This is a genomic window from Trichodesmium erythraeum IMS101 (assembly GCF_000014265.1).
GTDB lineage: Bacteria > Cyanobacteriota > Cyanobacteriia > Cyanobacteriales > Microcoleaceae > Trichodesmium > Trichodesmium erythraeum.
On record NC_008312.1, the window covers coordinates 2,385,163 to 2,399,018 of the forward strand.

A 13,856-nucleotide genomic window follows, 5' to 3' on the forward strand; every position below is an offset into this window, starting at 1 on the left:
TTATATAATTATGTATTAAGTTTGAAAAATTCAAAACTTTGACGTTTCCTGTAATTTCGGTAAATTATTTAACATTTAAAGTTGGCAAATATTTGTAACATATTTAAAGTTAATTGGGATTAAAAGTTTCTTCTACTAGATAATATTATTTCTCAAAAAATCTTTTATTTTTCACTTGAAGTATCCGAATGCGGATAGTTAGTGAGGTTAGATATAATTTCCCTACAATATTGATAAAATCAATATGAACTTAGTATTAATTATGAAAAGAAATTGATTTTTGTGTTAATTACTTAAATTATAAAGTTTGAAAAAAAGTTAATATTAATCTATGATAATTGGCATCAAAAAAAATGTTATAAGTATTGACTGCTTCTTTAAGGATTTCAAACCCAATAAATAAAGATCAAAATCTCAGAAAATTATAATTAGGTATCAAGTAAATTACTTAAATTACTATAGCAATATTCAATCATTTATAAAAAATTACTAGCATTTTGAAAAAAAAGCTCAAGATTATTTTTACTTTTTGTTTTTCTCTGCAGCCCACCAGTTTCAAAAATTAGATATAATTGCTATATGGTAAAAAATAATAGTAAAAATACTACAATAAACACCATAATTTTAATTTTCTATTATCACTAAATTAATATAAAATCAGTAGTTATTTTTTTTTGAAAGTATGATTTTAATATTTTCATGCCTATTGATTATCAGCATTTTTTAAAACCAGCAATAGAAAGTATCTCTATTCTTTCTTATTTATCTCAATTTTTTTCATGTGGGGGGGTAGTTGATTTTTTTTACCTGTAAAATTAAAAGAAATAAAGATATTCCTGTGATTTTTATGACTGCTTTTCAGAGACAAAGGTAAAATGAATAAGTGGGAATTAGGAGCATTAGATTACATTACTAAACCAATCAAAATAGATAAATAATATACTTAATTTATAATTTAAATTCCTATATAGTAAATAGTAAATCAGAAATAGGTAACTATTGATAACTAAATAAAATTAGTACTTACATACCCAAACAAGAAACTTACAGAAGTCCTACCCAAACAAGAAACTTACAGAAGTATTACCCAAACAAGAAACTGGGTTAATTACCCTAATTTTTAAAATCACGAAATATCCTTAAGCCAACTGGTTTCTGCCTAAGCCCTAAAAACCTTAAAAAAATAGGTTTAATAACTAAACAGTTATTACTTTTTTTCTATATTTTCTATATTAGAATAAAAAAATTAAAAAATCATTGGAGAAAACTTTATGCAAGTTACCCCTAAAAGAGAAACAACAATTCATAATTCCCTACCAGAAACCATTACCCTTGATGTCAGTGGTATGAAATGCGCCGGGTGTGTTAAAGCAGTAGAAAGGCAACTCAACCAACAAATAGGAGTTATCTCCGCTCGCGTGAACCTAGCAACCGAAGTAGCAACTGTTGAATGTGAAAAAGACCAGATCGACCCAAACATTCTCGCCCAAAAACTGACAGATAACGGTTTTCCAACTCAACCACGGCTTGATAACTCCAAAAACTACGCTGCTCAAAAACAAACCGAACGGCATCGCCAAGAAATAAAACAACAGATCTGGCGTATAGCGATCGCTTCTTTACTACTTATTTTGTCAAGCATCGGACATTTAGGCCACTTCATTGGTTCAGAAATTCCTATTCTGGGAAATATTTGGTTTCATGCAGTATTAGCTAGTCTAGCTCTATTAGTACCAGGGCGAGAAATTATTATTGATGGTGCTCGCAGTCTGTCACGCAACGCGCCAAACATGAACACTTTAGTTGGTTTAGGAGCAGTCACAGCTTATACTACTAGTATCGTTGCCTTACTAGTTCCCGAGTTGGGATGGGAATGCTTTTTTGACGAACCTGTAATGATCCTTGGTTTCATCCTTTTAGGTAAAACCCTAGAACAACAAGCTAGATATCGGGCAGCATCTACCCTACATTCATTAATTGCACTCCAACCAGCAACCGCACGTTTAGTTTCTGCACCCAAGTGCAACAATAATTCTTCTGAGCCTTTAGAAATTCCGGCCTCACAAGTCAAAGTGGGAGAATATTTACAAGTACTGCCTGGGGAAAAATTTCCTGTGGATGGGAAAATATGTGATGGCAAAACTACTGTAGATGAGTCTATGCTGACGGGGGAGTCTATACCTGTAGTTAAAGAATTTGGTAGTAATGTAGCGGCAGGAACTATTAATAAGTCTAGCACTATAGTTATGCAGACAACTCACACAGGTTCGGAAACTACCTTAGCTCAAATTATCAAATTAGTCGAAACAGCCCAAACTAGAAAGGCACCAATTCAAAATTTAGCCGATACTGTGGCAGGGTATTTTACTTATGGGGTAATGACTATTGCTGCTATAACGTTCCTATTTTGGTATTTTGTCGGTACTAATATTTGGTCTGAAGTTTTGCAGACATCTAGTCATCAAGGGATAATGACTTATTCCACTTCTCCACTACTTTTGAGTTTGAAATTGGCGATCGCTGTTTTAGTTATTGCTTGTCCTTGTGCCTTAGGTTTAGCAACACCCACCGCCATATTAGTAGGTTCGAGTGTGGGAGCTCAAAGAGGTTTGTTAATTAAAGGTGGGGATGTATTGGAAAAAGTGCATGAGTTAGATACTATCGTTTTTGACAAAACTGGAACCTTGACTACTGGGCATCCCACTGTCACAAATATTGTCGGAAATAACCCAGAATTATTATTAAGGGTTGCTGCTACTGTGGAAAGTGGTACGAGTCATCCTTTGGCAGAAGCAATTTTACAAAAAGCACAGGAAGAGAATGTGGAGTTATTATCAGCAACTGATTTTTATACTGAGCCAGGTTTAGGAGCATCTGCTATTGTAGATGGCAAGCTTGCTTTAGTTGGAAATTTAGAATGGTTGAAAAACTATCAAATTGTTGTAGAGCCAGAGAATGTTCCTACTTTAACCGATAAAACAGCAGTTTATGTTAGTTTTGATAGAGCATTACTTGGGCTTATAGAAGTTAGTGATACATTACGGGATGATGCTTTGGTAACAGTCAAGAGTCTGCAAGATGTAGGTTTAAAAGTAATGTTGTTAACAGGCGATCGTGCCTGTGTTGCCAAAGTTATTGCTCAACAGTTAGGTTTAACTGCTGAGAATATGTTAGCAGAAGTGCCACCTGAAGGAAAGGCAGAGGCGATCGCTGCTTTACAGTCAAAAGGTGAGAAGGTGGGAATGGTAGGAGATGGTATTAATGATGCTCCTGCTTTAGCTCAAGCAAATGTGGGTATTGGAATGCAAACTGGTACAGATGTGGCAATGGAAACTGCTGATATTGTGTTGATGCAGAATAAGTTGATGGATGTGGTAGAGTCTATTAAGCTGAGTCGCGCTACTTTCAACAAAATTCGTCAAAATCTATTTTGGGCTTTTGCCTATAATATTGTTGGCATTCCTGTAGCGATGGGGGTATTGTTGCCTAGTTTGGGAATTATTCTTAATCCCTCTGCTGCAGGTGCTTTGATGGCTTTTAGCTCGGTGAGTGTTGTGACTAATTCTTTGTTATTACGCAATAGGAACTGTTAGATTTTTGTAGTAGTGTCTCTAGCTTGAGAATATAGGTAATAAGGTAATACCGTTTTACGAATGTCATACATGGATACATTGATGCATTAAGATTTGAAAAATTCAAAACTTTGAGCCTCTCAGTAATTTCAAGAAATTATTTGTGACATCTTTAAACTGAATTGGTATAAGTTTGAGTAAATATAGATTTTTTCTTAAGTCTTTTACTGGCGGCGCTGAAGTTAGAAGTTATACTAAATCTTTGGAATAAAAAGCTGGTTATAGATAGATATCTATATTATGCTTTACTTTATAAGCCTATAGTAACTAAATTTAGTATGCTCAAAGTTTTGACTTCATAACTACAAAACTTACGGCTTTTGTTTTGAAACCAAAATATCTGTATTTTTGAATAATGAAAACTGCTAAAAATTCGGAGCATGGACTAAAGTTAAGAATGGTAAAAATGTTTAGGGGAGTAATGGTGACTACTATATAAGGAAAGGAGAGGATAATTTTATCCCCCTTCTAGCTCCTATTTTCTATTCTCTTAAATAATTCTTTCCAAAAGTTCCCAATTAGAATTTTCTACTATCAAGTAAGTTAATAAATCAAATACTTGACTACAATGATTACTTGATTTTAAAGGGAGTTCTTCATTTCTTGTAACTATATTTAGTTGGATATTTTCAGAATTATTAGTTACTCTGTAAAGAGTTATTTCTATAGTGACAAGTTGGGAGAAAGAAACTTGGCCAGGAAATTCACGAGCCATTAAATAGTATTTTTGGGTATAGATAATTTCACAACCACAATTATTTAATATCTCTGTAAAAACTGGTTGTAAACTTTCGATCTTGACAGCAATAGTCAATATAGCAGTATAGTAAGCCATAAAAAACTCCAATCAGAGAAAAAACACTTAAAATTAAATATAATTAATTAATTAGAACTTACATAATGATAGGCAAATTTATAGTTTTTGAAGGTGTAGAAGGAGGGGGTAAAACCACTCAAATTGAACTTTTACAAGATTGGTTATTAGAAACAGGAGAGTCGAGGCAAATTTTGCCAAAGTCTATAGATTTAGATTTAGAAGTAGTTATCACCCGAGAACCGGGAGGAACAAAACTAGGTAAAGCTTTACGAGAATTACTTTTAAGTCCAGATGTATTGGCAGAAAAAATTCAAGAAACATCTGAGTTACTATTATATGCTGCAGATAGAGCGCAACATATAGAAGCTTTGATTAAACCTTGTTTGGAAAGAGGGACAATAGTTCTGTGCGATCGCTTCATTGACTCAACTATTGCTTATCAAGGATACGGTCGTGGTTTAGATGTTGAATTAATTAAACAACTGAATTATATTGCTACAGGTGGTTTAAAAAGTGATTTAACTTTTTGGTTAGATATTGATGTAGAAATTGGTTTAGCTAGAGCTAAAAGTAGGGGAAATTTTGACAGAATGGAACAAGCAAATATTGAATTTCATCGGCGGGTACAACAAGGGTATCAAGAGTTAGCTAAAAACAATTCTTTAATAGTACGAATAGATGCTAACTTGACTAGAGAAAAAGTACAACAGCAAATTCAAGCAATTATTATGCAAAAATTAGTAGAATGGAAGTATATTTGATTAAAAGATAGTTTTTTTGTCATTATTATGGAGTATAAATATACAGATGATTTCGCGAAAATTATGTGGTGCGGGAAGTTGTCTGAGTGAGCTTACCTTATAAACCTAAAATATTCTGTAATAATCTATTATTGAAAAGGATTTCCTGTTGGTGTAGTCTAGCCTCAGCAAATTATCTTATGTTCATTTAACTTTTAACTTTTAACTTTTAACTTTTGATTTTTGACTTTATTAATATTATCGGGCAAAACCAAGCCATAGAATTATTAACCCAAGCAATGGCTCATCAACGCATTGCCCCAGCTTATCTATTTGCTGGACCTCCAGGAGTCGGCCGAGCTTTAACTGCTCAATGTTTTATCCAACTTCTATTCTCTCATACCAACTCTTTCCCTCCAAATAGTTCATCCCTAAAAAGCCGCATCCAAAAAAGAAACCATCCAGACCTGTTATGGTTAGAGCCAACATACTTACACCAAGGAAAGCTTTTTTCAGCAACAGAAGCAGCTGCAGCGGGGGTAAAACGTAAGTCCCCTCCTCAAATACGCTTAGAACAAGTGCGCGATATTGGTCAATTTCTGAGTCGTCCTCCCCTACAAGCAGCAAGAGCAGTTGTGGTGTTGCAACAAGCTGAGACAATGGGAGAAAATGCTGCCAATGGTTTATTGAAGATTTTGGAAGAGCCAGGGAAACGAGCAACCTTAATTTTAATTGCCCCTGGAGTTGATGCATTGTTGCCAACTTTGGTGTCCCGGTGTCAACGTATTCCCTTTTATCGCTTGACTCAGGAGAATATGAAGTTAGTCTTGGAAAAGGTGGGTTATGGAAAAATTTTAGATCAGCCAGAAGTCATGGAAATGGCTCAAGGAAGTCCTGGAGAAGCGATCGCTTGTTGGCAGCAACTACAACAAATTCCAGCAGATATTCTTGAAGTTGCAACTCAGGGTATTAGAGATATTCCTCAAGCATTGACATTAGCACGGGATATTAGTAAAAGTTTAGATACGGAAGCACAGTTATGGTTGATAGATTATTTACAGCATTGTTATTGGAGACAACACCCCTTAATTGGAGTGGAGTGTCTGAAACATTTGGAAATGGCAAGAACATATTTACTGTCCTATGTACAACCTAGGTTGGTTTGGGAATGTACCTTAATGGCTATTTGTTCAAGTTGAAATTTTTTAGACCCAGTAGCCTGGGTATTTACGACTAAAATTTTTGAGAATATAAGTGGTGAAAGATATTAGAATTTTTAGAATTTCCGAAAAATTTTCCATAGCTGTTGAGGAGAAAACTACTGAAATTGATCTAACACTCCCCTAATTTTAACCCTGGTCGGGTTTAGGAGTGGGTATCCTACTCTTAAAAAAAACTTTTTCAGCAAATTCTATTTAGTTTTTGAACCAAACCATTACAGCGCTTTTCAAATTTATCAACTACATCGCTATAACTACAACCTTGTCGGGAAGTTGCACGGAATGTCCTCACATGCAACCTCCCTAAATGCAACCTCCCTATTGTGGTTTACCGACATTAAAACTACTGTAATTTAGCAGATAATTAATCTTTTAGCTCTAATATTTTGGGGTACTTACTATTTTTGTGCGATCGCACAAAATCAGCCAAATTTTCCTGCCCAGACTGTTGCAAATATTTTAATAATTCACAACTTTCTATCAATAATTTATCCACATTAATCCCAAAATAACTAGGCTGATAATAATGTAATTTACTAATACCTTCTCCTAATAACATCATACTACCACGCCAATTTTCATTTCCTGCATGATAAAGTCCTACTGCTATTTGTAAAATACCTTGATAAAAAGTTCGTTCAGGCTCTCCAGCTTCCAGCCATAAAGCCTCAAGAATATCATGGCATTTATAAAATTCTTGTTTATTAAACTCTCCTATTCCCTGCCAAAATTCTTGGGGAATTTTTTCTTGTTTAGAAGTCATGATTACTAAATCAACAATTAATACTAAAAATTGAATTTCATTCCATATCAATTATCAACTTTATCATTTTTTCCCAACCTTTTTAGCACAGACTTTTTTTCTATAAGAGTTATACCATTTATCAAAAGTTTTCCATATTTACTCATAGCAGAGGATCCTCCCCTAACCAGTCCCAGGATTAGGATTTTTTGATAGGGTTTTTCCTCAATTAACAGATAGTTGAAAATTTATTATCATTCTTCAATATACAAAATTATTCAGCAATTAAAACCTAATATTTTGATAAGAAGAAAAAAGAAAATTGACATTATCCTGACGCTGGTTTACAACAGCGCCGGATGTCTTATATAGAAGTCCTTAGTGCCCCGAGGATATTCGCACTTTTCAAATTAGTCACAGCTAAAAATGTATATAAGAATGGAAATTATCTCCTTTGGAGAGTAAAGGTAGCCTTGACTTCTGACTTCAGCTTGAGAGAATGGGCCCAAAATCCCCTTGATCAAAATAAATTTTGACTTGTAGCTTCTAAGCTATAGCTTCTAAGTTGATTAACTTTCTTCTTTCTTCCTTCAAAATTTCAACCTACATATTTTTTCTAGTTGACTCTAGATCTTCTTGAGTAATTTCTTGTTGTTCACCAGCAAAATCATTATCTGGCGTTAAAAACAACATACAATGACATTCTTTACGCTCCCGCATTGGTACACAAGGACAATTCCAATAAGTAGCTTTGACTTCTGCTTGTTTATCTTCATAATGACGACATGGGCACAAGGGAGCGCCCAAATCTTCTTTATGTTTAGCTAATCCCTCAATTACTACAGCAGTAACGGAAGGATCTATACAAAAATAAGTATTTGTTTTTTTTGCATATCTTTCCGCGAAATTTTTTATCGCATTCAAAGATTTATCACTAGATAGGTTCTTTTTCTCTGTGGCTAGGGTCATAATATTTGTTTGTTATGGTGATCTTTGTTCGTTCTGTTAATTTTACTACATAATGCTATTTTTAAAGTCAATTAAATTACAAGTTTCTCATATTATCTACTCCTTTACTATATATAATTAAATTTGTCAACTCCTAAAAAAAATATACCATAAATATTCAGTGATCAGTGATCAGTTATCATTTATCAGCTTTAAATTCATGATCTTGAGGGCAGGAATTAGTATTGATATCTTTGATAAAAATTAAAAGTATTGGGAAAAAACTTACTTGCAGGAGGCAAAGTGTATGTTTATTCGACATCTCTATAAATAAAAATTTAGGTCAAATGGTAATAAGTAATTATACATAGCTGTGCCCATATTAATAAATATGAGAATATATTTATCACTATCCATTAATCAAGAAAAATACTTATTGATAGTTATTTATAGTTATTGATCCGTAATATCAATAACTAATAAAGTTAATATAAAATTTTCACAAAATTGAACAAAAAAATACTAGCAATTACCTCGAAAAATTCGACCAGATAGCTCATCAATAAATTAAAGTTAATCAAAGCAACAAAAGGTGAATTAGCAGCAGATAAAACCACTATAGCTTACTCTTAAATTCGATTATTACTAGGTTAATTATGGGAATTTTGGTTCTTAAAAAAAAGTTTCTCATTTTAATTTTATTTAAATTTCCACAATTTTAAGCTTGAAGTTTATTTGGAAATACTTATTTGGAAATATTTATCTGGAAATATTTATCTGGAAATATATAGGTGAAGCGATCGCTCCAAATATTACCTAATTTTGAGAATAGTATGAAAGCTCTGATTTATATTCTTAAAATAGAATATTTTTCTGTCTTGAATTGCCTACTAATTTGTCGATAAAATTAATCAATATAATACCCAGAAATTTATAATCATTAAAAATAAAAATGCTTTATTTCTGCTTCTTCCGTAAGAGATATTCAATAACAATTTCTTAAATCTTATGAAAATAAATATGAGATTTTAGGAGGTAATATGGTGATCAACTGCAATCACTAATGCTATAATAAATTTGGAAAAATTTCACAGTTAAGGAAATTATAGGAATCAGGAATGAAATGTAATCAAAAACTCTAAGATTTTGATATACAAATTCTATTTTCCCCTAACTTGGGACATCATACCCCTAAGATTAAATATGATAGTCTCTTTGGGTAAGTCAGGCTCAAAAATTATGGTTGTTAATTACACCGTTTCCGTTTTTATAAGGTACAGCGACGGGGGCAAGATAACTGCACTACATGATTTTCACAAAATACAGCAGTACATCATTTGCCCGATCCAATGCTGTCATTAAAGCTCAAATATCAAAATATTGAAAAAACTTATCTGACTAGACCTAGATCAAATATTACAGTTTATAGGCGGATTTATTTATATGAAATACACGATAAAGTTTACAATGTTACTAACAACATTAACCCTAGTTAGTTGTGATAAAATACCTTTTATGAACAAACAATTATCACAACCAGAAAAACTAACTTTTGTTGCTAAAAAATCAGGTACTCCTAAGAATTATAGTGCTTTAAATAGATTAGCACAACAAACTATGGTTGAGATTGTGAGCGAGGGTTATTTGGTCGGAGATGATAAATATATTCTTAAAGGTTCCGGAGTAATTATTGGTAGAAAAGACTTTGTTTATTATGTGCTAACTGCTAATCATATTTTTAATATGAATGATATATTTTATGTATTTATTCGCAGTAAAAAGCTAGGGAAAGCAGGAGAAGTGACTGGTTTAAAATTTATCAACCGTTACCCACAAGAAGATTTAGCTCTGATAGCGTTTGCTAGTTTCACTAATTATAGAGTGATGGAGTTAGGGGATGTGAGTCAGCTAGATGATAATAATCAAGTTTATGTGGCGGGTTGGCCGGGATATGATAATAGGGAGAATTTTCAGTTTACTCGCGCTAAGGTGACTAACTCACAGATGGGAAATAATTTGACTTATAAACCTATTGAACTTGAAAATGGTTTATATAAGGGGATGAGTGGGGGAGCAGTTTTGAATGAAGCAGGGCAGTTGGTGGGTATTCACCTGGGGTTGACCAAGGTTGATGAAGATAGAGAGGGAGTTTTGATCTCGACTTTTTTGCGGATGGTATCGCCGGAGGTTAAAGACATATTGGAGAGACCCACATTTTTGATAATTCTGCAAGCGTTTGTTTTGCTATTGTTGGCATGTTTTTTCTTCATAGTTTTTGACCAATATGTTTACCCTTGGAAGAAAATTTGGAAAAAGAAAAAAACATCAGTTGCTATTTTGCCTCTTCCCACTAGAGAAGATCAGACTATCACAAAATTTTTAATTCAGAATGCTGAAAGTTATTTTAACCAAGGCCTTAAGTATCGAAATCAGAGAAAATATGATTTGGCGATCGCTGAGTTTAACCAAGCCATTAAACTTAATCCCAAATATGCTGAAGCTTACTACAACAGGGGTAATGTTTACAATACCCAGGGAAAATATGATTTGGCGCTCGTTGACTATAACCAAGCCATTAAATTTAATCCCAAATATACTCAAGTGTACAATAACAAGGGTATTATTTACAATAAACAGGGAAAATATGATTTGGCGCTTGCTGAGTTTAACCAAGCTATTAAACTTAATCCCAAATATTCTAAAGTTTACAATAACAGGGGTATTGTTTACAATAACCAGAGAAAATATGATTTGGCGATCGCTGAGTTTAACCAAGCCATTAAACTTAATCCCAAATATGCTGAAGCTTACTACAACAGGGGTAATATTTACAATAACCAGGGAAAATATGATTTGGCGCTTGCTGAGTTTAACCAAGCTATTAAATTTAAGCCTAAATATGCTAAAGCCTACTACAACAGGGGTCTTGTTTACAAGACTCAAAGAAATATTGAAAGAGTCATATCAGACTTTGAAAAAGCTGCCAAGTTATACAAAGAACAACAAAATCAAAGGTGGTATCAAAACTCTCTAGATAAACTCAAAAAATTACAATATATTTATAGTGAGCAGGAAAAATCAGAAAAAGGACAGGTATTTACTTTTGAAGTTGTAAGACTCAATAATTCTGGTAATATTATTAGTCGTACTCAGGGAAGGGCTCAACAAAAAATCGAACACTTGGGTAATGACATTAAATTGGAAATAGTTTATATTCCTGGGGGAAGTTTTCTCATGGGTTCGCCAACAGAAGAAGTAGGTAGATACAGTGATGAAGGTCCCCAACATAGGGTAACTCTTCAGCCTTTTTATATGAGTAAATACCCTATAACTCAAGACCAATATCAAGTCATTATGGGAAATAACCCTTCTAGGTTTAGAGGAGGAAGATGCCCAGTAGAAACAGTAAGCTGGCACGATGCTACAGAGTTTTGTGAAAAGCTATCTCAGAAAACGGGAAGAGACTATAGACTGCCCAGTGAGAGTCAGTGGGAATATGCCTGTCGTGCAGGAACAACAACACCTTTTTATTTTGGAGAGACCATAACACCTGACTTCGCTAACTATTATGGCAACTCTTCTTACGGTAATGGTCCTAAAGGAAAATATCGACAACAAACAACATATGTGGGAATTTTTCCACCTAATGCCTTTGGTTTATATGATATGCACGGGAATGTTTGGGAATGGTGCGCTGATGAATGGCATGACAACTATGATGGTGCCCCTACAGATGGCAGTGTTTGGCTAGATGGAAATAAAAATCGTTCTCCACTGCGGGGGGGTTCCTGGGTATACTGTCCTTATTATTGCCGTTCTGCGATCCGCAGCCTCTTTCTTCCGCGTGACGTCCACAACTACGATTTTGGTTTTCGTGTTGTCTGCAATAGCAGGAGAACTTTCTGACCCTTTTCTATTTTCCCTTTTTGCTCTTTATCCTGTTTTTCTTCTTCCTTTAATTTCTCGCTTTAGCGGATCGAAATTTTTGAACGCAATGTAGTGTTTATATAAAAAAGTACCACAATATTGATAAGTCTGGGCTACAACTTCTTGAGTAGGAGAGTAAGAGAGTGAGGGAGTGGATGTGTAGGGAGGTTCTATGGATACTCCCTACTGTAGTCTACTGAAATGAAAACTGCTGTAGGGGAGGACTCTTTCTCAGGTCAAGGTTAGCCGCCGACTCCCTCCAAAGTTGAGCTACAGAAAACAAACGCCATTTGCCACAACTATAGAAGTTATGGGTAAGTCTTGTAATATTTGCCTACTGCTTTATCAAGCTAATACAAAGCTTCATATAGCTTGACAAATTAATGTTTACTTCCAGCTTCTACTGAAGCTGTCGGCAGTTACTCATCCACAGGTATTTATAGGTCTTGCCCGACCGCATTTCTTAAATTAATACTTATATTTAGATCGCGGTCTATAGATATCCCAAAATTTCTCTAGGTTTGACAAATTTCACCACATTATTATTTGATACAACTAACTCATGATATCGCTTTATCAGGTAAATTCTCAACTAAGTCAATTTTCCTGACTCCCTCAAACACTAGACTGAAGTTGAAACTCCAAAGGTTGATCAGAACTAATATTCAAACCAGAACAATATTGCATCCTTGGTGTTTCTGCTGCATAACCAACAGACTCATCTAACCACAACAACCATCTACTCCCAGGAGGAAGAGAACTCAGACTCAGAGAATTTTGAGTCAACCAAACCAAAGGCTTTTCCGGTGGGTTTCCCACCACCACCTCTTCCCCAAACCTAACCCCAGCCAAAGTTTGCAACATAGCCAAATTACCATAAACCAACCCAGTAGCAGCTGTCCAAAGTCGAACATTTAACAAAGAGCGGTTAGCATAAAAATATAAAGAAGCAGCAGCAGTCACCGCAGCCTCAAAATTATCAGGTTGCCACTCAGCAGCACTATCAAGACAAATTAGAACTTCTTCACCAGCCTTAGATACCTCTAGCTCTCGAACCCGCAACTCCCCATAACGTGCACTACTCCGCCAGTGGATCAAACGACTAGAGTCTCCAAACCGATACGGTCTTAATGTCCGAGTTAGTCCCTGGGAAGCCATTTCAAAACGACTATGTTCATGAAGTTGGCGACTATATTCTTCACCAAGCTCATCCAAGATCGGGCAACGACTCAAAGGTAAAACCGTGGGATAGACAATAGCAGTAGCTTTAGCATTTCGACTACGCCGACACCAGAAGAGACCTAGAGGTGCTGCAGTTCTAAGCTGAAGATAATGCCATCTATATATACCCCTTTTTTTAGTAGGAAGGTAGTAAACCCAATGGTAACTTTCTTTAGGGGGAATAACCTCTATTGCTTGTTGCACTGGTTTCCCTAATACAAAAGGAATTTCATCTTGGACTTGTAGCAAAGCCAGTGGTTTGTTAGTAGTATTTTCTATTGTTAAAGCGATCGCTAAACTATCACCCACAGTTATAGGTTGAATTCGATCACGACGTACTTTTATTTCACGTAGCGATCGCCCAGGCAAAAGAGCACTTACTCCCAACAGTGCGAAAGTAATGGCACTAATTAAGTATAACCATCCTGCCATAGTATTAGCAGCAGCAGCAAAGAAGAAAATTGACAATACTCCGAGTAACCCACCCCCATAGGCGGGTTTAACCCAATTAATTTCTAACCAGTCAGATATTTTGTCGTAAATTTTCATTTAGTAAATTATTTTATTTATTAGCACTAACCGAGAAGCCTAATAGTTAGACATTTCAAG

General features: G+C 34.7%; 8 protein-coding genes. 4 read left to right on the forward strand and 4 right to left on the reverse strand.

Going from position 1 to position 13,856, the window contains the following annotated elements; translation table 11 throughout:
* Nucleotides 1–1,271: 1,271 nt before the first annotated feature.
* A complete protein-coding gene (locus TERY_RS07235) occupies nucleotides 1,272–3,593 on the forward strand; it encodes a heavy metal translocating P-type ATPase (protein WP_011611218.1) in 2,322 nt (773 codons plus the stop codon).
* 529 nt (nucleotides 3,594–4,122) lie between these two features.
* On the opposite strand, the gene TERY_RS07240 is transcribed toward TERY_RS07235, so the two are convergent.
* Entirely contained in the window at nucleotides 4,123–4,467 is a 345-nt protein-coding gene (locus TERY_RS07240) for a hypothetical protein (RefSeq protein ID WP_011611219.1), read from the reverse strand.
* A gap of 65 nt (nucleotides 4,468–4,532) precedes the next feature.
* Here TERY_RS07240 and tmk point away from each other — a divergent pair, with 65 nt between their 5' ends.
* Together tmk and TERY_RS07250 are read left to right on the forward strand one after the other, a co-directional pair.
* Complete coding sequence (tmk, locus tag TERY_RS07245; protein ID WP_011611220.1) at nucleotides 4,533–5,210, forward strand: dTMP kinase; 678 nt, start codon at nucleotides 4,533–4,535, stop codon at nucleotides 5,208–5,210.
* 215 nt (nucleotides 5,211–5,425) lie between these two features.
* The gene (locus TERY_RS07250) at nucleotides 5,426–6,388 is read left to right on the forward strand and encodes a DNA polymerase III subunit delta' (protein WP_011611221.1); all 963 of its coding nucleotides are present in this window, start codon (nucleotides 5,426–5,428) and stop codon (nucleotides 6,386–6,388) included.
* Between the two features lie 385 nt (nucleotides 6,389–6,773).
* On the opposite strand, the gene TERY_RS07255 is transcribed toward TERY_RS07250, so the two are convergent.
* Both TERY_RS07255 and TERY_RS07260 read right to left on the reverse strand, forming a co-directional pair.
* Nucleotides 6,774–7,172, reverse strand: a complete 399-nt coding sequence (locus tag TERY_RS07255; RefSeq protein WP_044137246.1) for a DUF309 domain-containing protein — start codon at nucleotides 7,170–7,172, stop codon at nucleotides 6,774–6,776.
* Nucleotides 7,173–7,754: 582 nt separating this feature from the next.
* The gene (locus TERY_RS07260; protein WP_011611223.1) at nucleotides 7,755–8,120 is read right to left on the reverse strand and encodes a ferredoxin-thioredoxin reductase catalytic domain-containing protein; all 366 of its coding nucleotides are present in this window, start codon (nucleotides 8,118–8,120) and stop codon (nucleotides 7,755–7,757) included.
* 1,446 nt (nucleotides 8,121–9,566) lie between these two features.
* Here TERY_RS07260 and TERY_RS30195 point away from each other — a divergent pair.
* A complete protein-coding gene (locus TERY_RS30195) occupies nucleotides 9,567–12,005 on the forward strand; it encodes an SUMF1/EgtB/PvdO family nonheme iron enzyme (RefSeq protein ID WP_196797240.1) in 2,439 nt (812 codons plus the stop codon).
* Between the two features lie 636 nt (nucleotides 12,006–12,641).
* On the opposite strand, the gene TERY_RS07270 is transcribed toward TERY_RS30195, so the two are convergent.
* On the reverse strand, nucleotides 12,642–13,796 hold the full coding sequence (locus TERY_RS07270; protein WP_011611225.1) for a DUF58 domain-containing protein: 1,155 nt from the start codon (nucleotides 13,794–13,796) through the stop codon (nucleotides 12,642–12,644).
* Nucleotides 13,797–13,856: the final 60 nt, after the last annotated feature.